At 64.8% G+C, this 25,328-nt stretch carries 24 protein-coding genes; 12 read left to right on the top strand and 12 right to left on the bottom strand.

Features of this window, described 5'->3' with window-relative positions:
• Positions 1 to 30 precede the first annotated feature (30 nt).
• The gene (locus ACFQ50_RS07815; protein ID WP_377994956.1) at positions 31 to 699 is read right to left on the bottom strand and encodes a TetR family transcriptional regulator; all 669 of its coding nucleotides are present in this window, start codon (positions 697 to 699) and stop codon (positions 31 to 33) included.
• 112 nt (positions 700 to 811) lie between these two features.
• Between ACFQ50_RS07815 and ACFQ50_RS07810 the strand changes: the two genes are divergently transcribed.
• Complete coding sequence (locus tag ACFQ50_RS07810; RefSeq protein WP_377994955.1) at positions 812 to 1,648, top strand: oxidoreductase; 837 nt, start codon at positions 812 to 814, stop codon at positions 1,646 to 1,648.
• Between the two features lie 49 nt (positions 1,649 to 1,697).
• Here ACFQ50_RS07810 and ACFQ50_RS07805 read toward each other — a convergent pair whose 3' ends face one another.
• From ACFQ50_RS07805 to ACFQ50_RS07775, 7 genes are all read right to left on the bottom strand, one after another.
• Positions 1,698 to 2,195 carry a DinB family protein gene (locus ACFQ50_RS07805; RefSeq protein WP_377994954.1) on the bottom strand — a complete coding sequence of 166 codons (498 nt, stop codon included), beginning with the start codon at positions 2,193 to 2,195 and terminating at the stop codon, positions 1,698 to 1,700.
• A 115-nt stretch (positions 2,196 to 2,310) separates the two neighbouring features.
• Positions 2,311 to 2,712, bottom strand: a complete 402-nt coding sequence (locus tag ACFQ50_RS07800) for a hypothetical protein (protein ID WP_377994953.1) — start codon at positions 2,710 to 2,712, stop codon at positions 2,311 to 2,313.
• A gap of 147 nt (positions 2,713 to 2,859) precedes the next feature.
• Positions 2,860 to 3,333: a DUF4383 domain-containing protein gene (locus tag ACFQ50_RS07795; protein WP_377994952.1), complete on the bottom strand. Its 474-nt coding sequence runs from the start codon at positions 3,331 to 3,333 to the stop codon at positions 2,860 to 2,862.
• A 292-nt stretch (positions 3,334 to 3,625) separates the two neighbouring features.
• Positions 3,626 to 5,575: a hypothetical protein gene (locus ACFQ50_RS07790; RefSeq protein ID WP_377994951.1), complete on the bottom strand. Its 1,950-nt coding sequence runs from the start codon at positions 5,573 to 5,575 to the stop codon at positions 3,626 to 3,628.
• Between the two features lie 41 nt (positions 5,576 to 5,616).
• Complete coding sequence (locus ACFQ50_RS07785; protein WP_377994950.1) at positions 5,617 to 6,561, bottom strand: DUF1524 domain-containing protein; 945 nt, start codon at positions 6,559 to 6,561, stop codon at positions 5,617 to 5,619.
• Between the two features lie 219 nt (positions 6,562 to 6,780).
• A complete protein-coding gene (locus ACFQ50_RS07780; protein WP_377994977.1) occupies positions 6,781 to 7,491 on the bottom strand; it encodes a DUF2306 domain-containing protein in 711 nt (236 codons plus the stop codon).
• A gap of 18 nt (positions 7,492 to 7,509) precedes the next feature.
• The gene (locus ACFQ50_RS07775) at positions 7,510 to 8,565 is read right to left on the bottom strand and encodes an NAD(P)-dependent alcohol dehydrogenase (protein ID WP_377994949.1); all 1,056 of its coding nucleotides are present in this window, start codon (positions 8,563 to 8,565) and stop codon (positions 7,510 to 7,512) included.
• 111 nt (positions 8,566 to 8,676) lie between these two features.
• Here ACFQ50_RS07775 and ACFQ50_RS07770 point away from each other — a divergent pair, with 111 nt between their 5' ends.
• The gene (locus ACFQ50_RS07770) at positions 8,677 to 9,417 is read left to right on the top strand and encodes a TetR/AcrR family transcriptional regulator (protein ID WP_377994948.1); all 741 of its coding nucleotides are present in this window, start codon (positions 8,677 to 8,679) and stop codon (positions 9,415 to 9,417) included.
• Here ACFQ50_RS07770 and ACFQ50_RS07765 read toward each other — a convergent pair whose 3' ends face one another.
• Positions 9,418 to 10,191: a FadR/GntR family transcriptional regulator gene (locus tag ACFQ50_RS07765; RefSeq protein WP_377994947.1), complete on the bottom strand. Its 774-nt coding sequence runs from the start codon at positions 10,189 to 10,191 to the stop codon at positions 9,418 to 9,420.
• Positions 10,192 to 10,289: 98 nt separating this feature from the next.
• Here ACFQ50_RS07765 and ACFQ50_RS07760 point away from each other — a divergent pair, with 98 nt between their 5' ends.
• From ACFQ50_RS07760 to ACFQ50_RS07720, 9 genes are all read left to right on the top strand, one after another.
• Entirely contained in the window at positions 10,290 to 11,168 is an 879-nt protein-coding gene (locus tag ACFQ50_RS07760) for a carbon-nitrogen hydrolase family protein (RefSeq protein ID WP_377994946.1), read from the top strand.
• A 10-nt stretch (positions 11,169 to 11,178) separates the two neighbouring features.
• On the top strand, positions 11,179 to 12,531 hold the full coding sequence (locus ACFQ50_RS07755; protein ID WP_377994945.1) for an APC family permease: 1,353 nt from the start codon (positions 11,179 to 11,181) through the stop codon (positions 12,529 to 12,531).
• Between the two features lie 32 nt (positions 12,532 to 12,563).
• Entirely contained in the window at positions 12,564 to 13,346 is a 783-nt protein-coding gene (locus ACFQ50_RS07750) for a carbon-nitrogen hydrolase family protein (RefSeq protein ID WP_377994944.1), read from the top strand.
• A gap of 105 nt (positions 13,347 to 13,451) precedes the next feature.
• Positions 13,452 to 14,120: a hypothetical protein gene (locus tag ACFQ50_RS07745; protein WP_377994943.1), complete on the top strand. Its 669-nt coding sequence runs from the start codon at positions 13,452 to 13,454 to the stop codon at positions 14,118 to 14,120.
• 11 nt (positions 14,121 to 14,131) lie between these two features.
• Complete coding sequence (locus tag ACFQ50_RS07740; RefSeq protein WP_377994942.1) at positions 14,132 to 14,632, top strand: hypothetical protein; 501 nt, start codon at positions 14,132 to 14,134, stop codon at positions 14,630 to 14,632.
• Positions 14,620 to 17,055 carry a hypothetical protein gene (locus ACFQ50_RS07735; protein ID WP_377994941.1) on the top strand — a complete coding sequence of 812 codons (2,436 nt, stop codon included), beginning with the start codon at positions 14,620 to 14,622 and terminating at the stop codon, positions 17,053 to 17,055. The genes ACFQ50_RS07740 and ACFQ50_RS07735 overlap by 13 nt, the downstream gene beginning before the upstream one ends.
• Before the next feature lie 150 nt (positions 17,056 to 17,205).
• Complete coding sequence (locus ACFQ50_RS07730; RefSeq protein WP_377994940.1) at positions 17,206 to 18,594, top strand: MFS transporter; 1,389 nt, start codon at positions 17,206 to 17,208, stop codon at positions 18,592 to 18,594.
• Positions 18,595 to 18,997: 403 nt separating this feature from the next.
• On the top strand, positions 18,998 to 20,266 hold the full coding sequence (locus ACFQ50_RS07725; protein ID WP_377994939.1) for a DUF1524 domain-containing protein: 1,269 nt from the start codon (positions 18,998 to 19,000) through the stop codon (positions 20,264 to 20,266).
• A 45-nt stretch (positions 20,267 to 20,311) separates the two neighbouring features.
• Positions 20,312 to 21,049: an excalibur calcium-binding domain-containing protein gene (locus ACFQ50_RS07720; protein ID WP_377994938.1), complete on the top strand. Its 738-nt coding sequence runs from the start codon at positions 20,312 to 20,314 to the stop codon at positions 21,047 to 21,049.
• Between the two features lie 104 nt (positions 21,050 to 21,153).
• On the opposite strand, the gene ACFQ50_RS07715 is transcribed toward ACFQ50_RS07720, so the two are convergent.
• From ACFQ50_RS07715 to ACFQ50_RS07705, 3 genes are read right to left on the bottom strand one after another with little or no spacing between them, the layout of a single operon-like run.
• Positions 21,154 to 22,419 (bottom strand): amidohydrolase family protein, encoded by a 1,266-nt coding sequence (locus ACFQ50_RS07715; protein WP_377994937.1) that lies wholly within the window; start codon positions 22,417 to 22,419, stop codon positions 21,154 to 21,156.
• Positions 22,420 to 22,917, bottom strand: coding sequence for a GAF domain-containing protein (locus tag ACFQ50_RS07710; RefSeq protein ID WP_377994936.1), 498 nt, complete (start codon positions 22,915 to 22,917; stop codon positions 22,420 to 22,422).
• Positions 22,914 to 24,308 carry an MFS transporter gene (locus ACFQ50_RS07705; RefSeq protein WP_377994935.1) on the bottom strand — a complete coding sequence of 465 codons (1,395 nt, stop codon included), beginning with the start codon at positions 24,306 to 24,308 and terminating at the stop codon, positions 22,914 to 22,916. Before ACFQ50_RS07705 ends, ACFQ50_RS07710 begins: the two co-directional genes overlap by 4 nt.
• 108 nt (positions 24,309 to 24,416) lie before the next feature.
• Here ACFQ50_RS07705 and ACFQ50_RS07700 point away from each other — a divergent pair, with 108 nt between their 5' ends.
• Positions 24,417 to 25,295, top strand: a complete 879-nt coding sequence (locus ACFQ50_RS07700; protein ID WP_377994934.1) for a MurR/RpiR family transcriptional regulator — start codon at positions 24,417 to 24,419, stop codon at positions 25,293 to 25,295.
• Positions 25,296 to 25,328: the final 33 nt, after the last annotated feature.

The raw sequence follows: 25,328 nt of genomic DNA, 5'->3' as shown, positions 1-25,328 counted from the left end.
TCAGGTCGGTTGGGCAGTTGAGGTTGTTGGTCAGTCGGCCAGGAGCCCCATGAGGACGATGCTAATGGTCCGCTCCAGGGACGAGGCGAAGCCGGCGGGCAAGAATATGAGGGACGGGTCCGCGGCGTAGGCGTCCTGGACGGCCTGGGGTGGGTGGGCATGGGTCCAGAGGGCGCCGGCCAACAGCGTGATGGTTCTCGTTGCTTCTGCTGCATCCTCCTCGCTGAGCTCGGGGAGGGCCTGGCGGAGTGCGGCGGTGAACCCGGCAAGGCTGGCGTAGCCGTCCCGCTTGTACTTCGCCACCGTCTCTGCGGAGACGTTGTGCTCGAGGACGCCCGCCTGAACGCTGAGCAGTTCGCACAGCATCGGGTTTGCCGCGATCTCGCTCGCCACGGCCGTGGCGACCCCTCCCGCTCTGGCGCGGATCGACGCATCGGCTTTGACGACGTGGGGCAACTGTTTCCCGATCTGGGTGAAGAACTCCTCAGCGAGCTGGATGAGCAGGTCGAGCAGCACCGCCTCGCGCGAATCGAAATAGCGCAGCACGTTCGACTTCGCCAGTCCGACGCGGCGGCTGAGCTCGTTGAGGCTGACAGCGGAGACCGGCATCTCCTCAAGCATCGTCGCTGCCGTCTGCAGGATGACCTGGCGCCTCGCCTCCCGCTGGTCCTCGCTTCTGGCGCGCTGAAAAGTACTCATGCGTCCATTTTACAGACCAGAGGTCTCTTGACTAAAGACTGCCGGTCTCTTAGATTAGAGACCAGTGGTCCTTTATTGGACTGAAGCAGAACGAGAGAACGGAAAACCCGACATGGACAAGAAGGTTGCACTGGTCACCGGCGGCTCCTCCGGCATCGGAGAGGTCGCCGCCCGCGACCTCAAGGACGCCGGTCTCACGGTGTACGCCGCGGCGCGGCGGACTGACAGGATGGCCGCCCTCGAGCAGGCCGGCATTCGGACGATCGCCCTCGACGTCACGGATGAAGAGTCGGCACGCGCCGCCGTCGAGCGCATCATCGCGGACGAGGGGCGCATCGATGTCCTCGTGAACAACGCCGGCTACGGCTCCTACGGCTCCCTGGAAGAAGTACCTCTCACCGAGGCGCAGGCCCAGCTCGACGTCAACGTGCTCGGCCTGGCCCGGCTGACGCAGCTGGTGCTGCCGTACATGCGGACCCAGGGGAGTGGCAGGATCATCAACATCAGCTCGATGGGCGGGCGCTTCGCGACACCGCTGGGCTCCTGGTACCACGCCAGTAAGTACGCGGTCGAGGGCCTCAGTGATGCGATGCGCCTGGAGCTCGAGCCGTTCGGCATCGACGTCGTCCTCATTGAACCGGGCGGGATCCGCACAGAGTGGGGTGCTATCGCCGCCGACAATCTGCGCGCCACCTCCGGCCAGGGCGCCTACCGCATGCAGGCGGAGGCCATGACCAGGACGCTCGCCGCGAGCTCCGAGCCGGGCTACCGGCTGGCTTCGCCGCCCGAGGTCGTGGGCCGCGCCATCACGAAGGCGGCCACGGCCCGCAAGCCGCGCACCCGCTACAGCGTCGGCATCGGGGCGACCCCGATGATCTGGCTCAGCCGGGTCCTGCCCGACCGCACATTCGACTCCGTCATCAAGCGTTTCGCCGGCGTGCCCGCCTGACAATAACGGCGCCGACGCGGGCCGCACTCAGCTCAATTGCTGCTCGCTTTCAGCTGCTGAGGATCTGTTCGCGGAGGATGTCCGCGTGCCCGCAGTGCTGCGCGAGTTCGCGCAGCATGTGCAGGTACACCCAGCGCAGCGGGAGCGGGCCGCGCCGGTTGCCGTGGACCAGGTCGTCGAGGTGCAATGAGGCCGCCGCATGCCGCGATGCCTCGCACGCCTCCAGATGGGCGGCCTGGATGCCGGCGACTGTGTCCTGGTCCTCGAGGATGAACGACTCGTCCGGTGTTGCCGGGATGCCGATGTCCGCGCGGGAACGGCAGGTGATGGCTTCGTCGAACCAGACCTTCTCGACGAAGGTCGCGTGCTTGACCAGTCCCAGCAGCGTGGTCCGGGAAGGCACCAAAGACCGGCGTGCCTGTTCCTCCGTCAGCCCGTCAAGGGAGGCATTGAGCCTGCTGCGGTGCTCGTCAAGGAAGGCGTTGAACTGGATCCGCGCCGGCTGGTTGATGACGTCCTCGGCGGAAGCAATGGGAAGAGAAGGCATGCAGGCAGTATTCCAAGGGCACGGCGCGGGAGCAATGAAGAGGCCCGGATTGCATCCGGGCCTCTTCGATACCGACGCCGGTGGGATCGGTAACGTTGTTACTTCCGGACCGTCGCTACTTCCACTCGAACAGGCGGCCTTCGGACTTGCCGTCGGCCACCTGGTACTCGAACAGGACGGCGATCCCGTTGAGGCTGCTCAACTCGTCTGACGTGGTTTCGTAGAACAGGGCACCGCGCCAGGTGAGTTGACCCGGGCCGGTGAAACGGCCCACCCCGTGGCCGGTGAAGGTCGCTGTCTGCCCGCTTGAGGTGACGACGAAACCGTTTCCGTTGCCGGCGACTGTGCCGGTGGGACGGATCGTGCCGACGTAGGTGACCGTCACGTCAACCTGGGCACCGCAGAGCGTGCCAACCTGGTGGTCGGTCACTTCAGTGCGCGGACCGCGGCCGGTGTCTTCCAGAACCCGCGTGCTGATGGTTTGGCCGGTGAGTTCCCCGATTTGTTCTCCGAGCATCACGATCTCCTTTGATCAGTGGCTGGACCGAAAAAGCGATCCCAGGTCAGGATCGCGCAACTGACAATGACGGAGGCCGCCCCCAGAGCAGGTTTCCCGCCCGGGGGACGGCCGCCGTCGTCGGTTTGTAGCGAAACGCGGATGGCGCTATGGGGTAGCGCTTCCCCTCGTCCTCTCCATGGCATCCCTGCCGAGCCAGAGGCCCAGCCCGATCATGGCGACGCCGAGGACCAGGTGCAGCCAGTTGTCGGCAGTGTTAAACGGGACAAAGTTGGCGCCCCCGTCCATGTCGATCAGCAGGCCGTAGATCCACAGGACCACGTACACAGCGCCGCCGCCAAGCAGGAACCAGCGGGCCATCTGGTTTGTCCGGGCCATTGCAATGCCGGCCACGCCGAACAGCATATGCACGATGTTGTGCAGCACTGATACCTGGAATACTCCAAGCAGCATTGCCCCGGACCCATAGCCGGCAAAGCTCATGGCGCCGTAATTGCTGGTGATTCCCGGGATGAACCCGAGTACGCCAACCAGCAGGAAAACCGCACCCAGACCCAAGGCGGTGTTGTGAAGGGACAACCCCAACGCGTGGTGGTGGGCGGGGTGTGAAGCGGTAGTCATTAGTCTCCCTTTCACGCTGGTTACCGGCTCTTCAGATGGAGAGCCGGCCTCGCGGCAAGGAGTCGCAGGACTTCCTGCCGACGGCCATAGCTTACTCCTGATAACCGCGCGTATACAGGGGAAACAGCGGTTCCCGGCGCGTGACCGCGCGCTGGTTCGGTGTGCTCGAAGCCTGGGTACGCCCTGACCATCGTCGCGGTGCCGCGGCCAGGCGTGGCACCGGTGCGGCGGAAGTAGCCCAAGGCTAACGGGACCCCGGCCTGTTACCCGGCGGCAGCACCGCCGTCGGCCGTCACGGGTTCGTCTGGGGCCGGAACCGTTCGGGTAAGGGAGGTGCGCCCTCCCGGGCGCTGTCCGCTGTCCTGCCGTCCGCCGTCGGGGGTTCTTCCCGGAAGCCGAATCGTGCCGCGAGCGGCCTGATTCCGGTGCCGGTAAAGCAAAATGTCCACAGTGCTACGGACAACGCATACACGGCGAGCCAGAACGGACTGGGCCGGAGAAGAGCCACGGGGACCGCGACGGCAAAAACGAAAGCCGTGACCAGGTACACGGCTACTTTCACCCAGGGATCACCGGCGGCCCGGCCGACCCGCTCGTCCGTGTTCTCCGTGACCTGCCGACCCTGCATCTGATCCAGCAGCCCCCGAAGGTGGGCGGCCCTGTCATCGATCCGCCGGCGCGGCGGCCGACGGCGGCGCTCCAGCAGGCCGTGGAGGATCCCCCAGACGGGACCGTTGAGAAAGCTGATCAGCACACCGGCAAGCAGCAGTGACACGAGGCCCAGGATCCACCAGTCCGGCGACGGGGCGGCCGTCCAGTCATAGCGGCCCCCTGAGCACAGCCACGACGACCACCACGGATCAAGGCCGGCGCCGGGAGGCCCGCACTGCACGAGTGTCCTTGCCCAGGGCTGGGCCCCCAGCCAGGACAGCATGGCCGGGGCTGCCAAAAGACCGCTGATGGCTCCAAGGAGCCTGGTCACGCCGAGGCTTTTGACCATGACCCGGTGCGGCCGGAGGCGCCTGTCGCCCGGATCGGGCCCGAACTGGACCTCTCCCTGGGGCCTGGCGGGAAGCAGGACCAGCGAAGCGAGCGGGTCGATCACCTCGATGCGGTTTTTCGAATACGTGATGTGGTCCTTGATCAACGCGGACCGGTTGTAGACAGGATGTTCCTCCGGGCCGGGACCGCCGGTGCCGGCGCTCTTCCGGTCATAGATCTTCCTGAAAACCGGGTCGTCTCCCAAGGCCTTTGTGCCAATGGGGCCGGCCGGAACGAAGTCGAACTTTCCCCACACGTTGATCCACCGGGTCTCGGGTGCGTTGGCGAGCCAGTCAGCCACCGGATCCTCGCTGCGGCCGCCCCATTCGGCGTAGCCCAGCAGGCTCAGGCCGCTGCCGACGCTGACGAAGTTGGTTGTCCGGGCCCTGCCCGCGTTCTGGAAGAGCAGCTGCCCCGTAATGGCAGCACCCTGGCTGTGCGCCACGACGGTCACATCGACGCCGGACGCGTGGTCCCAGCGCAGCAACGTGTCGCTCACCCGCTGCCGCATGGCAGCCGCCTGCAGGGGCTTGCGCTTCCAGACCTCGGGGTCGCCGAGGAAATCCGCGAACAGCGTCACCAGTTTGCCCAGCCACCGCCGGGCGCCGGGCACCTGGGCCAGGATGACGAGGACCAGCAGCACCAGCAGCGCGGCAACCAGGAGAAAGATGCCCACTACCGCAACGGCCGCGTACAGGCCCACCTGGATGACCCGCTTCGCCAGCCACTTCAGGCTGCCCCAATTGCGCCCGCCGGGGTAGAGGTTCCAGAAGACCAGTTCCAGGAACCGGTCATAGACGAGCCAGGCGGTGGCGAACGCCCACCAGTAGGTGGATGTTGCATTGGCGGGCGTGAAGTCGGATCCCCATGAGGCCTCGGTCATGAGGATGCGGACGTAGTCCGGCTGCCGGTCGCTAGTGTAGTCGCGGAGAACGCTGACCACGACTTCAGGCGCCTCGCCCACGGCGTGGGCCTGATCGATGGTGAGCGGCGGGTCCTCGTTGTCCCCGGCCACGTCGACGGAGAGGTCGTACAGGCTCTGCATGAGCGGTTGCGCCCATTCCTGAAGCGTGCCGCCCTTCAGAGCCTTCCCCATGCCGTGCACGAAGACCACCACGTGGTCCGGCGGCCGCTCCGCGTTCGGGTGCTCGGGTGTCTCCCCGTTGCCGCTGAAGTCGAAGGGCACTGTCCCCGTAGCCATAGCTAATGATCCGCCCAGGGGTCCGGCCGGAAAAGGGGTCGTTAGCCGGCGCCCGGAACCGACGCCGCCGCGCCGGGAGCGGCGAGCATCGCCACCGTAATGCCACTGGCAATGCTGCCCGCTTTCACTGTGATCACCTCCGGCGGGCCGCCCGGGCCCTGGTCGCTGTACCACTGGTCAGAGGTGCCGCTGGTGCCGCCGAGGAACTTGACCGTGTAGCCGCCCGGCGGCAGACCTGTCAGTTCGTAGAAACCCTCAGGCCGCACCCGGGTTTCCCGCACCACCCGATGGTCCGCGTTGAATGCCTGCACGCGGATGAGGCTGTACAGGGTGCCGGAGGGAGCCCCGATGCCTCCGATGATCGACGCCGGGCCAACTCCGGGGCTGAGCCCGAGCGGCGGAACATAGGCCGGCTTCTCGCCGCAGGTACCCGCGTCTGTTGTGTCTATAAGCGTCTTTAGCGCCCCGTATTCTGCGGGATCTATCGTGAGGTTCCAGCGGGCCTTGATCCATACCCATTCGGCGGCGTAGTTGCAGTTGCCACCGTCATAGGGCGGCAACCAGCGGGCCGGGTCTGACGAGCCGCGCTCGGCATTCGTGGTGGCCGTTAGGACCCTCAACGCCAGGCCGTTGGACAGATCGTTCGCGAAGTCTCGGCGCTGCTTCGCGGTCCATGCCCAGGCGCCGGAGTGCCAGGCTTCCTCCAGCGGGACCAGATGGACGACGTCCACCTCGGCGGGGTCCACCAGGACATTGCGGTCCCAGACGGATACCCACTGCGGATGGAGCACCGTGCAGGGCGAGGCCAATGTCTTGTCGCTGGCGAACGCGATCAGGACGCGCTCGCGGGTGGTGCACCCCTGCTCATCGACCACGGGGTATTCGAATGCGGACCCACGGAATTCAGGGCCCGACGGCTCCTTCCGGACCAAGGTGTTCAGCAGGGCCCGGTTGGTGGCGTCTCCCGGGAATGGATACCCGCTCATCGGTGAAGCCACGCTTTGGCTGGGTCTGCGAGTGGGGTCCGGTGGAGGTTCGGCGGAGTTGGCAATCCCGCTCCCGCAAAGGGCCAGAAGGCTGGCCGCCACCAATATTGTCCAGTGCTTCGCAGATCGCTTCATTGCAGTGCCCGGCCTTTGAACATCATGACGGTGCCCGGATCCTACTCCGACGCAGGGGACTGCAACAGTGTCCCGGGATGGGGACTAGCCTGATGCGGACCGGGACCGGGACCGGGACCGGGAGCGGCGGCGGATGACGTATTCGGCCACCGCCAGGTTGATCATCCAGGCTGCCCCCATGAGGACGGCCCGGGTTGTCACGTCGGGCGGCCCGGTCAGGAGTTCCGGGATGATGAGGATGATGCCCTGTGTTCCGGCCGCGACTCCGATGGCGTAGGCGCGGGTCATCCAGGCGCCGTGCCTGGCGAAGTCCCGGCGCGTGATGGCAAGGACTCCGAGGACCAGGCTCACCAGCATTGCGCTGCCGAAGACCAGCCGGAGGATGAGCAACAGGAGCCCGTCGCTGGGTGGAAGTTTGTAGAAGAGGGCCATCCACAGTCCGGAGAGTGCCACCAGGAAACCGGCGGGCATCAGGATGCGTCCCGCTGCCCGGTGCCAGCTGCGCCTGCCCCGGTGAAGGGAAGGGCTGAACTGGAAAGCTCCCAGGAGGGAGTAGACGGTGACGCTGACGATGTGCGTGACCACCGGGATGGGCGAGGCGAAGAACCTCTCGTTCCTCGGGGTGATGGCGGCACCGCCGGTCAGTTCGGTGAGGCGTGCCGCTCCGGCGAGCACGGGGATGAGGGTGAGGAAGATCAGGCCGGCTGGCACCAGCCAGCCGTATCGCCGTCGTCGTTGGGAGCGGGGCCTGGAGTTGCCGGTGTGACCCGGGGTTTGGGCGGTGGTATTTCCGATGGTGTTCACGGGAACCTCCTATTCGCCGGCGATGCGGACGACGACGTTTCCCTTTTTGCGTCCGGCATCGACTAAGCGGTGCGCCTGGACGATCTCGGAAAGGGGATAGGCCCGGTCAATGACGGCCCTGTACCGGCCCGCGTCCGCGAGGCGGACGAGCCATGCGAGGTCCTCGGCGGTGTACCCGAGCTTCAGGTCCCCGGCGGTGATCAACTTTCCGCTTTTGCGGCTGTTGGCAGACGCCCGCAGTATCCCCTTCAGATCGGCGACGACCAGAAGCAGTTTCCCGCCCGGGTTCAGGCTGCTGGCGACCCGGCTGAAGGGAGCGTTGCCGACGCAGTCCATGATCACGTCGTAGGTGCGGTCCCCGGCGGCGAAGTCCTCAGCGGTGTAGTCGATCACCCGGTCTGCGCCCAGCGAGGTAACCAGGTCCCGGCTTCCGTTGCTGCAGACGGCGGTGACATGGGCTCCCAGGTTCTTGGCGAGCTGCACCGCGGCCGTGCCCACCGCGCCGGACGCTCCGTTGATGAGGACGGAGTCACCGGGCTTGATCTCGGCGCGGGCCAGGAAGCCGCGCGCGGTGAGGCCGCCGAAAACGAGCGTGACGGCCTCCTCGAAGCCCATGGTGCGCGGTTTGGCCGTAATGGCTGCGTCCTGGGCGACCGTCATGTATTCGGCGTGGCCGCCGAACTTCGCCCCGAGCATGGTGACCACCTCGTCACCGATCCGGAACTTGCTGACGGCGGATCCCGTGGCCTCGACCACGCCGGCGGCGTCTATTCCCAAAACCCTGTGCCGTGGGCGGAAGATGCCCAGTCCGAGGGCTGTCAGGATTTCCAGGCCCGCGGGGACGGTGCGGCTGCGGGCGCGGTGGTCGGCGGCGCTGACCGTGCTGGCGTGGACTTTGATGAGGACCTCGTCCGGACGCGGTGACGGCTTGCGGATTTCCTCGATGCGGACCACCTCGGGCGGGCCAAACCGGCGGTAAGTTGCCGCCCTCATGGTGACGCCGGAGTGACCGCGGCGGTCCGTCCGGTTCGGATGCCGGCTGAGATCGGCTTGCTGTGCCTTCATGGGAAGCTCCTCGTACCCATTGGTGTACGGCGTACACCTTATGAAAAAGAGGTTAGGTGTACGCAGTACACCTGTCAATGGCCTAGATTGGAATCAGCGGAAGGAGGGCTCGTGGCCCAGCAGATTGACGGGCAGCGCCGCGTGCGGCTGAACCGGGACCGCGTGCTGCAGGCTGCCGTTTCGCTGGCGGACGAGGCCGGCATCGACGAGCTCAGCATGCGCAGGCTCGGACAGGAGCTGGGCGTCGTCCCGATGGCGCTCTACAAGCATGTGGCCAACAAGGAGGAGCTCCTCGACGGCATGGTCGAAGCGATCATCTCCGAGATCGACCCGGCGGCGGGCGGCGAAGACTGGAAGAACGCGGTCAGGTTGAGGGTGCTGTCTGCCAGGGCTGTGCTCCAGCGGCACAGGTGGGCCCGGCAGGTCCTGGAATCACGGACCAACCAGACCCCTGCCGTCCTCGGGTACATGGACTCCTTCATCGCCATGTTCCTGGCCGGCGGCTTCACGGTGGACCTCACGCACCACGTCATGCACGCCATGGGCAGCCGCATCTGGGGTTTCACCCAGGAGCTGTTCGATGACTCTGCCGGCCCCGGCGGGGGAGGCAGCGTTGAGATGTCACCCGAGGCGCAGGCTGCGGTCTTCCAGGAGATGGCGGCACGCTATCCGAACATCCTTCAGGTGGCCACCGCCGCGAGCCATGACGGAGGCTCCGTGGTGGGGCATGGCTGCGACGACCAGTTCGAGTTCGAGTTTGCGCTCGACCTGCTCCTGGACGGCTTCGAGCGGCTCCACCGGCAGGGATGGACGTCGTGGCAGGCCAAAAAGGCTCAGGCTAAGGGAAGCTGATCATGCGGGCGTAGGTCCCGATCTGCCGTCGGCCAGTCCCATGAACATGGTGCGGTGCAGGATGTCCACGTGCTTGCGTGAAATTTCGACGGCGGCCGGAACGTCGCCGGCGCGCAGCGCCGCCACCAGCTCCACGTGGTCGCAGTTGGACTTGTGCAGCAGCTCGATGGGGTAGGGGATGAAGTACGCGTAGAGCTCGGCCAGCGTCTCGTGATAAACTCCGACGGCGGTCCCCAGGCAAGAGGCTGTGCCCACCAGTTGGTGGAACTGCTCGTCCGCCTGGTGGTACGCGGACCAGTCCGTGGATACGGCCATGTCCCGGGTCAGCCGCTCGAGTTCGTCCAGCTGGTCGGCGGTGGCATTAACTGCCGCGTAGTGGGTTACCGCGCACTCGAACAGCAGCCGCCGGTCCACCAGTCGGTTCACGGCCTGGGACTCCGCCGGCGACGCGGTGAGTTCGGCCAGCACGTCACGCGGCGGCTCGTCCGCCACGAACGTTCCGCCGGCCCGGCCGCGGCGGCGGACCACCACGCCCTGATCAGCGAGGCTCGCCAGTGCACGGCGGGCGGTGATCGGGCTGACGGACAAACCGAGTGCCACGTCCTCCTGGTCCGGCAGGCGCTCGCCGGGTTTCAGAAGCCCCAGTGAAATGGCCATGCCGATGCGCAGGCGCACGGCATCGATGGCGCTGCGGCGGTCGATGCCGGCGAGGGCGCTGCCTGCGATTGGGGAGGCGCCGGCGGGGGAGGAGGTGTCCTCCAACTGACGGGTCATATCCGCTACTCTACGGCCCATCCGCACCCCCCCTTCCCATTATTGGATCATTCTGATCTAATATAGTGCAGATCACACCCCAACGCGGAGACAAACCCATGCAACGCATCCTTCCCCTCATCGCTGCCCAGGCCGCGCCACGGCTCATCGGCGACCCTGTTTCGGCCTTCGCGGACGAGATCACAGCTGCCCTGGAAACCAAACCGGACAGCAACCTCGTGGTCTTCCCGGAGCTCCACCTCTTCGGCGACGGAAACCCGGACCGGCAGCGCACCGAAGCACTGCAGGACGCGGCCGAGCCGCTCGACGGCCCGCGCGTCAAGGAGCTGAAGGAGCTGGCCGCGGACCTGGGCATCTGGCTGGTGCCGGGCAGCGTCTGCGAGCGCGGCCCGGAAGGCCAGCTGTTCAACACGCAGCTGGTGCTGTCCCCGGAGGGCGAGCTGGCCGGCTACTACCGGAAGATCTTCCCCTGGCGCCCGTTCGAGCCGTACGATCCCGGCGACCGGTTCACCACCGTGGACCTGGCCGGCATCGGCCGGGTGGGCCTGAACATCTGCTACGACGCCTGGTACCCGGAGGTCTCCCGCCAGCTGGCCTGGATGGGCGCCGAGGTGATCCTCAACGTCGTCAAAACCACCACGCCGGACCGCCGGCAGGAGCTGGTGCTGGCCAAGGCGAACGCCATCATGAACCAGGTGTTCGTGGTCAGCGTCAACTGCGCCGGCCCCACAGGCAAGGGCCTGAGCCTCATCGTCGACCCCGAGGGCAACACCATTACGGAAGCCGACGGCGACGCCCCGGTGCTGCTCACAGCGGACCTGGACCTGGCCGCCGTCGAACACGTCCGCACCCACGGGACCGAGAACCTCAACCGGCCGTGGTCCCAGTTCCGGGACGGGGAGGCCGCCGTCGAACTTCCCGTCTACCAGGGGCGGATCAATCCGCTGACCTGGACGCCCCCCACTTTTAATGCTTAAGGACAACCACGTGACCACACCAATCCTCACCCGCACGCTGAAGCTGCCGTCGCTGGTGCTGTTCGGCCTGGCGTACCTGACCCCGCTGATCGTCCTGGCCATCTTCGGCCTGATCGCCGAGACCACGGGCGGGGCGGCGCCAGCGGCCTACCTCGTGGCGATGGTGGCCATGCTGTTCACGGCGCACAGCTACGGCCGGATGGCGGTGGCGTACCCGGTGGCCGGTTCCGCCTACACGTACGTGCGGAAGTCCATCGATTCCCGGGTGGGCTTCCTGGTGGGCTGGGCGATCCTGCTGGACTACCTGTTCCTGCCCATGGTGATCTGGCTGATCGGCAGCTCGTACCTGAACGCGCAGTTCCCGGGCGTGCCCATGTGGCTGTGGATCGGGGGCTTTATCCTCATCACCACGGTGCTGAACATCCTGGGCATCAAGGTGGCGGACAAGGCGAACTACCTGCTGATGGCGTTCCAGCTGCTGGTGATCGTGATCTTCGTGGCGCTGGCCGTCGGCAGCGTGGTGTCCGCCTCCGGCGCGGGCGGCCTGGTGAGCACGGAGCCGTTCGTCAACGGCACGTCCAGCTTCGCCACCATCTCTGCCGGCGCGGCCATCGCGGCGTATTCGTTCCTGGGGTTCGACGCCGTCACCACCCTTACGGAGGAAACCGTGGACCCGCGCCGGAACGTGCCCCGCGCCATCATGCTGATCGCGCTGATCGGCGGCGGCATCTTCGTGGCCGTCTCCTACGTCACGCAGCTGGTGCACCCGGGCGGGGTTTTTGAGGACTCGGCGTCCGCGGCCAGCGCCATCGCGCTGCAGATCGGCGGCCAGCTGTTCGGCGCGGTGTTCCTCGCCGGGCTGGTGGTGGCGCAGTTCGCCTCCGGTCTCGCGGCGCAGGCCAGTGCCTCCCGCCTGATTTACGCCATGGGCCGCGACTCGGTGCTGCCGAAGGCGGTCTTCGGCCGGCTCAACGCGAAGTACCACACGCCCGTGGTGAACCTGGTGGTCACCGGCATCGTCGGCCTGATTGCGATCTTCCTGGATGTGGCCACCTCGACGTCGTTCATCAATTTCGGCGCCTTCACCGCCTTCACGCTGGTCAACGTGTCCGTGGTGTTCCACTACGTGCGCCGCCGCCGTGCCGGGGAGCAGCTGAACGCCGTCTCCTACGTGGCGGTCCCGGCGGTGGGCGCCATCGTCTGTGCCTACCTGCTTTCCCAGCTGGACAGCAACGCCATTACGCTGGGACTGTCCTGGCTGGCGCTGGGCATCGTGGTCCTGGCGCTGATAACGCGCGGCTTCCGGGCCGCGCCGCCGGAAATGACGACGACGGAGAAGGCCACCGTGGAGGCCGCCGCCTAGGGTTTTCTGGGAACTCACGGGAGGAAACTGAGGTGAGAATAGCGCTCGGGCAGCTGGAGTCCGGAACAGACACCGGGGAGAACCTGGCCGCGATCGACCGGTTCGCCGCGGCGGCCGCCGCCGACGGCGCCACGCTGGTGGCCTTCCCGGAGTACGCCACGTACGAGAAGAAGATCGTGGACGCCTCGTTCCCGGCTATGGCCGAGCCGCTGGACGGCCCCGTCTGCCGGGAACTCGCCGCCACCGCGACCCGCCACGGCATCACCCTCGTCGCGGGCGTGGTGGAAACGTCCGAGGAGGAGGGCCGGGCGTACAACACGCTGGTGGCCTACGGGACTTCGGGTGCGCGGCTGGCCGTGTACCGGAAGATCCACCTGTTCGACGCGCAGGGCTTCGGGGAGTCGACGTTCATCAAGCCGGGACCGTCCACCGAGCCGGTGGTGTTCGAAGCCGGGGGAGCGCGGTTCGGGCTGATGACCTGCTACGACCTGCGGTTCCCGGAGTTGGCCAGGTCCCTGGCCGACGCCGGCGCCCAGGTTTTGCTGGTCTGCTCGTCGTGGGTGCCGGGCACCCACAAGACCGAGCAATGGCTGGCCCTGAATGCGGCCCGGGCGATCGAGAACAGCGTCTACGTGGCCGGCGTCTGCCAGGCGCCGCCGGTGTCCGTGGGCCGGAGCCTGCTGGTGGATCCGATGGGGTACGTCGAGGCGGACCTTGGGCTGGAGCCGGGCGTGCGGGCGGTGGAGGTTTCGCTGTCTACCGTGACGCGGGTGCGGGAGCAGTTTCCGATGTTCCGGCAGCGACGGCTGGGGTAAGGGTGCTGGGCGCGGCGTACCGGTCGCCAGCGAAAAGAAGAGGGTGCTTGGCCGCGGTCACTGTTCCAGCGCTAAGCCCGCGTGTCAGCCGATTATGATGGACGGGTGAGCGAGACATCCGAAATCGAAGCTATCAAACTTATGGACTCGTTCCGTGCAGACGTAGACCGGTTTCGAGAGCGGGCAAAGGCTGTTGCAAATCTCCTCGCAACAGCGTCTGGCGCCTTGATAGCCGGTCTAGTTTTTTCCAGTCAGGGTGAGGCGCTTCCTGCGTCAGCGAGAATACTGGGATATCTTGGCGTTGGGGTGCTAGCTGTAAGCGTTTGCCTATTCCTGAGTGCATCGATTTATCAACCCAAAATTGCAGATGATGAGAACAATGGACCCGACACTAGGCCAATTGAACAGTTGGTTCAGGAAGCCGATGCAAAAGCGCGTAATGCCGCAAGAAGTATTTCACGGCGAACTAAAGCTGGAAAATGGTCTGGGGTGGCCGGGCTCCTTTTGCTGTGCCTGATGCTGCCCGCAGGCATGTTCGTGCCTGATGAGAGCGTGGCTGTGGCCGTCCAATTGCTGAATCCTGTTCCTGGGGGTTTGCGGGCATGCCCGCTCGTGAAAACTCTTGTGGAAGGGGAAATGAAGCGAAAGGACATGGAGGGTGACGCTGCGATCGTGGGCGTCATCGTGAGTCGTCCACAATGCGGGGGGACGAGTGAGTCAACCCTGCTTTACCTAGAGCGCAGCAAGATCGTCATCACGGCGGATGCGCGTTGACGGAGCCTCGTTTGGTAGTCCACTACCGGGTCCTCTTGGTCCTCGGCTATGAATGGGAGACCTCAATTGAAGATGCTGCTGAAGCAGTCAAAGCAGATATGACGCCCATCTTTTTGGACTCCAACGACGGAAAAGATGCATTTCTTCATTTCTTGCTTTATCCTGCAAGTGCCCATGGGGCTCTATCTCGTGGCGATGAAATTGCCGATGCGCTTGCGGCGATAAATCCCCTTTCCACTTCTCGGGTCGTCTTGGTCGCTTGTGCCCCCACCTACCCGAACCTCGAGCAATCTGCTGTCGACGAATTCGTGGGGCAAAAACTGACCAGTTTCGTAAAGAAAAATGGAATCAGAGCCTTGGAACCCGAGTCGTTGAAAGAACAAGCTGAGGGACTTATGCGCTTTTCTCTTCGGCAACTTGGGATCTCTCCGGTGAGTGCCGATAACGGGCCGAGTGCCGATCAGAGTCAGAATGGGCTAGCGAGATATGGGGCAAGTACTTGGAGATTTTGAATTCAAATGCATGGATTGCCGCGGTGGCGGCACCATGGGCGATGGCCCCTCACCCAAACTTTTCACAGGATTTAGTTACGGGCCCAAGCCTCCTGGCCTTGGTGGCCCAATTTCGTCTTGACGATGTCGAGCGCTACGAGAAGGTGCTTTCCCCTCAGGAGCCTCTCTGGGTCCTGGATCTTGTCCACAGGGCAAAGGATTCCCTGCAATACGGAACTGTAGAGACGGGTGCCGGAGGCCTTTGGGATATATCGGTAAAGCCAGACATACCACCAGCGGCGCGGGTCGCGGCTGCTCTCTTTGCTTCCGTCGCCGAGGTAGAGATGGACGAAGTGCCCGCCGCAATTGCAAATCTTCAATCGCTTAGGGATGAATTAACAACAAGCAACCCACGAAGTACTTCCTCTCTTGCGCTGGGACTTGTAAACCTCCAGATTGCCAGTCGCCAATTCGAGCTTTTCGAGTATAATGCTGCAGGTCAGTCGCTTGAGACCGTGCTGAATCATGTATCCCAGACTGAAGAATCAGAGGCTTTCCCGGTCTCCCTTGGTATCGGTTGGGATTCGCATACTGTCCTCCAGGACATTCGCGAGGCTATTTCCGCGCACCGGTTGGAATTGGCAGCGAGGATGGAAGGGTTCCAAGGCACCACTTGGGTCGACGTAGTAAAATCCCGCGCTCCGTGGCCAGACTATCGAGGACGGATTCCCGCGGCTAACCGGGATCGCCGGTACGTCGAGCACGCCTTCGACGAGATAGTTGGGGCCAATAGAAGGCGACGGACGATCTATCACACAGATCCTATGATTACGCCCGCGTTGGAATCGTTGCTAGTGGCGGAGCTCACCGGGAACGTGAATGCGTTTATGAGGGAGCGAGCCGCGCTGGCACAAGTTCGACTACTCCAGCACCATCGAGCAGTCGATGCAAGCAATTTTTGGGACGTGCAGGAGTCCTTACGCTTGCTCCGGCGAGCGCGTGACAAGGACCATCTTAAGAACGTGTTGGAATTGATCTATCTGCAGGGACCAGATGCTGCCCTTCTGGGAGACGCAAACGCGATTCTGAGGAGGTCCAGTTTCCCCAACGATGTGACGTTGGCTGACCTGACAGTTGTGTCGTTCGCCGCCCAGTTTCTCGATCAAGAGGATCTTGAACGAGGGCTGGAAGCTGCGCTGGCCTTCATCCAGTCGCCACGGAGCACACAGGGTTCACAGGTCGCGGACGAGAGGGGCGCTTGGTCTGCAATCGGGAAGCTTCTTCCGGATAGCGGCAAGGACAATCAGGTTGCACAGGCCTCGCTGGGAGTCGTTATCAGCGGGCGACTGTCGCTCGACTTGGTGGAGGGCGAACTCCTGCGGGTGTTGCAGAACCTGAATTGGAAGGCAGTAGATCCGCAGACTGTCGATGCCTGGAAGGTATGGGGCAGTAAGCATGCGTCTGATCGACCTAGTAATGAGCTCGCGCGTCTGGCAAGTAACATCCAAGCTCCCCTCGATTACGCAGCTATATTGCCTAAGATTCCCCAATCGGCTCTGGCGGAATACCTTGTCCGAAACTATGAAGCGCTAAAGGATGTATCAGAGGAAGTAATCGAGTCAGCGGAAGTCGATTGCATTTCCACCCTGCAAGGCATCCGTGAGGAAGCCATACGCGGTGTCTTCACCTTGAAGTCGGTGGATCCAGGGGAGGTCTCCGTGATCTTTGCAAAACTGTTTCGCCGAGCAAGGGTGTGGACGGCCGTGGCTGGATTGCTCACTGACAAAAACGTAGCACGAGAGCTAAAGGAGCGGGCACTTCAACGCATCGCTGAGTTCGGCGCAAGTGTTGTGCCCACTGACGCTCGAGGGCTCCTCAAAAACGCGTGGTCGGGTGTGATTGATTCCAAGCGACAGGACATCTTCTCAGACGGAGATGCTGATCGTCAGTTCACGGAGGGGTACCGCGTCGGGGCCGTCCTAGGAATTTTTTCCAGAGACGAAATTATCGCCAAGGGTACCGAAATTTCTTGCAGCAGCATCTCAGAGGACCGGGAAGCGGCCTGCGATCTGCTTACTGAAGCAGCCGCGGTTGTGGATGAATGGGAGTGGTGTCAGTTACTACTTCTGCAACTAGCACATGATGCAGATGCGCGCGTGCGTTCGCGGGCTGCAAGGAGCCTCGCATCCGTTAGCACTATTAAGACTGGAATCTCGGCACTGGTCGAGCGAGCCGTCGTCGAAGCATTAGAGTCAGACGGCATCAACATTCCACTCATGGCCCTACACGGATTGCAGCAAATCACCCATAAGGGGGACGGGCTGGAAAGCGACGAGATCGTTGCTGCTGTCGAGCGGTTGAAGAACGGTCACGCAGCAAGGGTGATACGTAAAGCTGCTGATCATGCTTTGAACCCTGAGCATCGGGAGATCATTGAAGGTTGAGCTGACGAGCGGGCGCGAGGGTTTGGGTACTGAAATGAGCGTCTTCTTGGGCAGCTGTCCGGCATTGGTTGGTGTCCAACTAAGGGCTCCGGTTATGACCGAGCCCTTAGACAGAGGCAGCGAAGCACTTCTTTGCGGAAGACTGTTGCCGTGAGCAACTATCCCCGCACCGGCCAGCAAACCCGCCAGCGCACCGGCCTCGCCGTGGCCGGCCTCAGCCTGGGCACGGCGCTGAACCCGCTGAACTCGTCGATGATCGCCGTCGCCCTCGTGGTGCTGCGCGAGGACTTCCGGCTCGACGTCGCCACGGTCACCTGGGTGATCACCGCCTTTTACATCACCTCGGCCGCCGGCCAGCCGCTGATGGGGCGGCTCGCTGACCGGTTCGGGCCACGCCGGCTCTTCATGCTCGGCATGGCGCTGGTCGCGGTGTCTTGCGCGCTGGCGCCGTTCTCGCCCAACTTCGTGTTCGTCTGCATCGCCCGCGCGCTCATGGCCCTTGGGACGGCGACGGCGTACCCCAGTGCCATCGTCATGGTCGGCACCCTGGCGCGGCTGGCTGACACGACTTCAACAAGGCCGCTCGGTCGGATCCAGATGGCCACTACCTCCGGGGCTGCGGTGGGCCCGGTTGTCGGCGGGCTGCTGGTGAGCCTGGTCGGCTGGCAGGCGCTGTTCCTGATCAACGTGCCCCTGGCGCTGGCAGCCCTGCTCATCGTGCGGAAAGCCGCCCCACGGGACGAGCACAAAGAGCAGGGCAGCATCGCCACCCTGCTCCGCGATTCCGACATCCCCGGGATCCTCGCGTTCACCGGCGGCATGGTGCTGCTGCTCATGGGCCTGCTGAACGCCCTGCCCGGCTACCGCTGGTGGCTGCTGGGCGGGGCGATGGTCCTGGCCGTACTGTTCGCCTGGCGCGAGCTGCGGTTCGACAGGCCGTTCCTGGACCTGCGGCTGCTCGGCAGGAACCGGCCGCTGCTGCTGGTGTACCTGGGCTTCACGTTGTTCAGCTGCGTGTACTACTTCGCGTTCTTCGGCCTGCCGCAGCTGCTGCAGGAAGCCGCCGGCTACAATCCCGGCGTGGTGGGGCTGCTGATGCTGCCGCTGGCGGCCATGTCCGTCGTGGTCACCCCGCTCGCGGTGCGCGCGATCGACCGGTTCGGGGTGCGGCGGGTGCTGATCGCCGGCGTCGTGCTCCTGACAATAGCGGCAGCGGCACTCTGGCTCCTGACCCTGTCGTTCGTCCCACCGCTGGTGCTGGTGCTGACGGCTCTGATGGGCGTGCCGTACGGGTCGGTCAGCATTGCCTCCAACCAAGGCCTGTACATCTCGGCCGCGCCGGAGGACAGGGGAGTGGCCGCCGGGATCTTCCAGACCTGCCGCTACGTCGGTGCCATCAGCGCCACCGTGATGATCGGCATCTTCTACGGCACCGGCGTGAACCAGCAGAACTGGGGCCGCGTGGTGCTGGTGATGCTGGCCCTGAGCGCCGTGACGTTCGTGGTGTCGCTGCTGTGGCGGGAGCGGAAGGCGGCGTAGGGGAACGACGGCGGCAATCGCCGTGGGTGCGGAGCCGGACTGAGGCGCTGGTGCCGCTATTGGGCCGGGACGTCGGCGCTTCCTGCTCCAAGCGTTAAGCACTGAAGACCCAGTGCGACGCGCACCCTCAAGATTGGCTCAAGACCGGATCAGCGTTGTCCCAAGATCGACGCAGTTTTCGTTTTCCCACGATGCCGAGAAATAGGCTTCTCATTAGCAACATTTCGGCTTTAGACAAAAGGCCCGGCTATATGCCGGGCCTTTCTTAATGGGGATAACAATGTCGAGCTATGAGACTCTTTTCCGGCCAGGGCCAACCGGTGCGGCACCGGGCCCGCGACCGCCCAAAAAGCCACGCGTTTCCACCTTCATTGTCGGGGGCATCACTGCACTATTCGTGATCATGGGGGCGTTCAGCGGCGGCCTCGGCGGCGCACTGGTCTTCCTGGCCATCACGGCCTGCCTTACCGGCCTCTATGTCCTGGTGACCGGCCGCCGTTCATGGGCGTGGCTCCCGGCCAAGCGGAAGGCGGGGGGCATCGCCCTTGCAGTCTCCTTTGCCCTCTTTATCGGCGGTGCCGTCGCGTTGCCGCGGACAACCACCGGGACGCCTCAGGCCGCCCCCTCGGGGACCGCTGCCTCGCCAGCGTCCGCCGAAGCGAGCGTAACTGCCAAAGCGGCACCGGCGCCGTCGTCCGCTCCAACTGTGCAGGCGACGGGCGCACCGCTGGATCCTGACAGCCCCTACGTCGTGGCGCAGGGCACCAGCGTGGCGGCGCCGAAGTCGCAGCCTGCCTACGCCACCAGGGCCATCGACCTGCTGGCCAACCTTCCCGTCAAGGGTCGGGCGCCGAAGACGGGTTATGACCGGGGCCTGTTCGGGCAGGCGTGGGCCGACGTTGACCGCAACGGCTGCGACACACGCAATGACATGCTCAAGCGCGACCTGACGGGCATCAGCTACACCAACAGCGTGCCCTGTAAGGTGCGCTCCGGGACACTGGCGGACCCGTACACCGGCACCTCCATCAGCTTCCTGCGGGGCAGCGCCACGAGCAGCGCCGTGCAGATCGACCACGTTGTTGCCCTCAGCGACGCCTGGCAGAAGGGCGCACAGCAGCTGACCGCGGAACAGCGGACTGCGTTCGCCAACGACCCACTGAACCTCCAGTCGACGGACGGCCCCACCAACATGCAAAAGGGCGACGGCGACGCCGCCACCTGGCTGCCGCCGAACAAGGGCTTTCGGTGCGAATACGTTGCCCGGCAGATCTCGGTGAAGGCAACCTACAGCCTGTGGGTCACCCAGGCGGAACACGACGCGATGGCGCGGATCCTCGCCAACTGCTCGGGGCAGCTGGCGCCAACAAACGAGAAGGCGCCAGTCGTCGCGGCACCGGCACCGGCACCTGCCGCCGTCCAACCTGCACCCGTGGTGGCCGCACCTGCCCCGGCAGCGCCCGCTCCGGCTGCCGCTGCGCCGGCCCCGGCTCCTGTTGCTCCCGCACCTGTGGTGCCGGCACCGGTTCCCGCTACGCCGGCACCGGCAGCTGCCTACTACGCCAACTGCTCGGCGGCGAGGGCCGCAGGAGCCGCGCCGCTGTACGCGGGGTCACCGGGTTACCGGCCGGCTCTGGACCGCGACTCCGACGGCGTGGCCTGCGAACGCTAGACCCATTCCATCACTCCACAGTTTCAAACTTTCCAAGGGGGAAAAATGAAAAAGACATTGACACTACTTGTGCTGGCTGGCCTCATGCTGACTGGGTGCGGTGGCGGCAAACAGGCGGCCAGCCAGGTGGCACCGCAGCCGACAGAAACGGCCACGGCCACTCCAGAGACGGTCACTGTTCCAGGCGTGGTGAGCCTGACCCTGGACGAGGCCACGGATCAATTGGAAAATCTCGGGTTCGAGGTCGACTCCGTGGACATCGTTGACGGCAAAACGATCGTCCTGAAGAAGAACTGGCAGGTGATGTCCCAGGACGCCGGGGAAGGTGCACAGGTGGCAAAGGGCTCCATCGTTCACCTCGGCGTCAAGTCCCTGGAAAAGCTGGCGGCGGAAAAGGCGGCAGCCGACAAGGCCGCGGCGGACAAAGCTGCGGCCGTCAAGGCTGCGGCTGTCAAGGCGGCAGCAGAAAAGAAGGCCGCCGCGGACAAAGCAGCTGCAGCCAAGAAGGCTGCCGCCGATAAAGCAGCTGCAGCCAAGAAGGCTGCCGCCGATAAGGCCGCGGCGGACAAAGCTGCGGCGGACAAAGCTGCGGCGGACAAGGCCGCAGCAGATGCGCTGGCCGCACAGCAGGCGGCCGTACAGCAGGCGCCTGCGGCTCCTGCCGCCGCTTACTACGCCAATTGCGCTGCCGCCCGGGCAGCAGGTGCCGCCCCGCTGTACTCCGGGTCAGCGGGCTACCGTGCAGGACTGGACCGCGATCACGACGGCGTGGCCTGCGAGTAGCCGTCGCTGACGTCAAAGCCGTGGATACCCTCGTTGTCGAAGGTATCCACGGCTTTCTCGTTGCCCCCGTGCGACCCAACGGCGGGGCGGCCCACCGCGTCCCGTTAGTGGCTGACCACCCGCCCGTTCTGGACCAGGACGTCCAGGTGGTCGGCAATGTCGGCCAGCACCGCGATATCGGCAAGCGGGTCAGCGGAGAGCACCAGCATGTCGGCGTCCGCGCCGGGTGCGACGACGCCGATCTGGCCTTCGCGCCTCAGCAGCCGGGCCGCCGTCGTGGTTGCCGAGCGGATGGCGTCGATAGCCGGCTGGACCTTCCCCAGAAGCCGGAACTGTTCGTTCTGGTGGCGGTGCATGCCGCCGAGGAGATCGGATCCGAAAGCCATCTTGACGCCGGCTTCGTGCGCACGGGCGATGGCTTCGAGGCCGCTGCTGAGCACTGAATCCACCTTGCCCCACATTTCTTCCGTGAGGCCGAAGCTCCTGCCTTCCTCCTTGAGCGCCCAATAGGTGACCAGGGTGGGGACCAGGAAGGCGTCCTTTTCGAGGAACAGACGGAGGCTCTCGTCGTCGAGCAGGTTGCCGTGCTCGATTGAACGGACGCCGGCCTCGAGGGCCCGGTTGATGGCACGCGCGGTGTAGGCGTGGGCCGCGACGTAGCGGTTGGCGGCCTCGGCCTCCTCCACAGCCGCCCGCATCTCCTCCATCGAGTACTGGGTGGAGTCGATGCGGTCCGTGGGTGACGAAACTCCGCCGGAGGCCATGATCTTGATGTGGTGGGCGCCCTTGCGCAGTTCATCCCGCGCCGCCGCCCGGACGGCGTCCACGCCGTCGGCCACGCGGCCGATGCCGCAGCACCCGCGGCCGTTGGGCTCATGGTTTTCGCCGGGGAGGCGCATGTCGCCGTGGCCGCCGGTCTGGCTCAGCGCGTGCCCGCAAAAGTGGATCTTGGGGCCTTCCAGCAGGCCTTCCTGCTGCGCCATCGCCAGGCCGAAGTCGGCCCCGGAGAGGTCCCGGACGGTGGTGAATCCGCGGCGCAGCATCTGGCCCATGATCCGGGCCGTCTGGGCGTAGACGTACGACGCCGGTGTCCAGGTCAGCGAGCGGAAGTCCGCACTGGAGGCGACCACGTGGACGTGGCAGTCGATCAGCCCGGGAATGACGAACTTTCCGGTGCCGTCCAACACGCGGGCTCCCGAGGGCGCTTCGGCGTCAGGACCGATGCGGCTTATTTTTCCGTCAACGCTGACGACGTCGGCAACGGAGTAGGTGCCTGCCTCGACATCCAATACGCTGGCGTTTCGGATCACCAGCCCGGCGCTGCCGGCCGCTTCTTCGGTGGGGCTCAGGGTGTTTGGGGTGGTGCTCATCTAGATGGTGTCCTTCCCGTGGACTTCGGTGGGATGGGCTGCAAAGGCTTCGGTGAGGCCGGTCAGGTTCCGGGTGACGACGGCGACGGCGGCTTCCACGCTTTCCTGCGTGTAGCGGCCCTCGGCGTCCAGCATGGCAAGGACGCCCACCACGTTGCGGTCCTCGTCGAGGACAGGAACGTTGATGACCGCACCGCAGCCGAGCCGCTGGATGAGTTCGGAATCGGCGAAGACTTCACGCAGGGCGTTCAGGTCGGCGGCCAGGAACGGCTCCTTGTCCTGGATAACCGTTCCCAGCCAGCCCGGCGAGATTTCCACGGTTTTCTCCCCGCCCACCGGGTAGTCTGCCGGGTGGCTGGTGAAGAGCCGCCGAAGGCTGGACCGCTCCGGGATCCACTGGAGGGCCGTGAAGAGGATGACGCCGGGGTCCTTCCGCATTGCATCGAAGGTCTGCTGGAACACTGTGTCTGCTTTCCTGGAGTCCGTCATTGCGCTCATCGCTGTCCTGTTGCTGCAGGTGCCGGATCATGCTCGGCCCGGGCATTGATGTCCTCCAGGGATTTGCCCGCGGTGGAGGCGCCGAAGATGACCACGCCAAGGACGCCGATGGTCAGCACCACCGTTGTCATCACGAATACTCCGCCGAAGCCCAGGGCCACCGAGAAGATGCCGATGATGGACGGTGCCAGGATGCTGCCGATGCGGCCCACGGCACTGGCCAGTCCGACGCCGGTGGCGCGCATCCAGGTGGGGAACAGTTCCGGCGTGTAGGCGTAGACCCCGGCGTAGGTGCCGTTCAGGAAGAAGGACAAGGTTGCCGCGGCCACCAGGATCATCCCCGAGTCGTTGGACTGGCTCAGCCAGAACGCGCTGAGCGCCGATCCGGCCAGGTAAAGGGCGATGGTGTTCTTGCGGTCAATCCGGTCACACAGCCATGCCGCGGAGAAATACCCGGGAATCTGGGCGAGGTAAATGATGATTGAGTACTCGAAGCTCTTGGTGACGGTGATGCCGCGGCCCACCAGCAGGGTGGGGATCCACGAGAAGAAGCCGTAGTACGAGAACGTGATCACGAACCAGATCAGCCAGATGACAGCGGTCCGCCGGCGCATTGCCCTGGACCACATGAACTTGAGTGCGTTCCAGATGCTGATCTTTTGCCCGTGCTTGGTGATCTCTTCGCTTCCCGGAGTCAGCGGTGTGAGTTGCCTGCCGGTTGCCTTCACGACGCTCTGCTCAAAACGCTCAACCACCTCTGTTGCTTCAGCCATGCGGCCACGGCTGATGAGGAAGCGGGGCGATTCAGGCAGGCTTCGGCGCCACCACAGCAGGAGGAGGATCGGGATGGCCGTCATCACCTGGGCCCAGCGCCAGCCGTCCTCGCCCATGGGGACTACAAAGCGGCCAATCAGGGCCGCCCCAACGAAGCCGAAGGAGAAGAAACCTGCCAGCGTTCCGATGAACCAGCCGCGACGCTTCGGCGGAATGAACTCGGACAGGAACGGCGCGATGATGACGCTTTCGGCGCCGGCACCCAGGCCCGCAAAGATCCGTGCAATCAGGAAGACCTCGAAGTTGGGGGCCATGGCGGCAACCACGGACATCAGGCAGTAGAAGGCAAGCGCCCAGAGCATCACCTTCTTGCGGCCGAACCGGTCGCCCATCCATCCGGAGAGGATGGCGCCGAAGAAGAAGCCAAGCGGCGCGGCGGAGCCGACCAAGCCCAGGCTTGCGTTGCTGAGGCCCCACAGTTCCTGGATGCGCGGGAGCAGGAAGGCGACCACGGCCCCGTCCATGCCGTCAAAGGAGTACCCGAGGCCTCCGATGAGGAGAAGCTTGTAGTGTGGACGACTGAGAGCCAGACGATCCAAGCGTGCGGTGAGAGACATGGTGATTCCTGCCAAAGTGGGCCAAGTTGTACATTTTGAGGAATATGCACAAGTCTGTGCAGATGCGATGTATCGAAGTTAAGGCCAGAGTGTGAGGTAGGTCAATAGGTGAATCAAGAAATTAACTCCTCTTCGGTCACCGAGTGGCTGGACAGCCGCGTTCAGGGACGGAAATTGGCTGCGCGGCAGATGCAGGTCATCGGCATCCTCCGGTCACAGCCACGCCTCGCCTCCTACGGCTCAGTCAGCGACATCGCGGCAGCGGCGGCGTCGAACGCCTCCACCGTGACCAGAACAGCGCAGGCACTCGAATTCAAGGGCTGGGCCGACTTCCAGTTCGAGCTCCGCTCGAGGTTCCTGGCGTCGCTGAGCGCCCTGGAAGTTGCGGCCGAACACAATGGCCACATCAGCAGCCCTGCCCAGGCCGCCGTGTCCACCGACCGGGCCAACCTGGCTCACCTGGAGCGCACTCTCGATCCGGGAACTGTCCGGTCCATCGCAGAAGCGATCGCGGGGGCGCGGCAGACCCTGATTGTCGCCGCCGGAAGCTACGCGATCCCGGGCAAGGCTTTGGAGCACAACGCGGTCATCGCCGGCTACAACGTCCGGCTGCTCGACGCTGACGTGGCAGCACTGACGAACACCCTCGCGCGGGTCAGCTCCGAGGACCTCGTGATCGCGATCAGTCTGTGGAGGGTTTACGACAGCACCGTGCGCGCCATGGAGATCGCCCATAACGCCGGCGCCACGATCGCCTCTATCACTGACAGCGCCGGCTCGCCCGTCGCCGAGCACGCCGAGCAGCGGATGGTAGTCCCCACCGAAGGCGCCGGCTTCTTCCCATCGCTGACGGGCGCCGTCGCTGCGGTGCAGGCCATCGCGGTGGAACTCGCCTCCCTGGACCGTGAGCGCTCAAACAGGAACATCGCCGCGTCCGAACGGACCTGGGACCAGATGCGGATCATGCACCCCCGCTCAAGCTCCTGATTGCAGGGGAAGACGGCGTAGGGAACGGGAACA

It is taken from the genome of Arthrobacter sp. NPDC056493, from assembly GCF_042795115.1.
GTDB lineage: Bacteria > Actinomycetota > Actinomycetes > Actinomycetales > Micrococcaceae > Arthrobacter.
The sequence above is the reverse complement of the archived record's forward strand: the minus strand, read 5'-3'. Positions and strand labels throughout refer to the sequence as shown.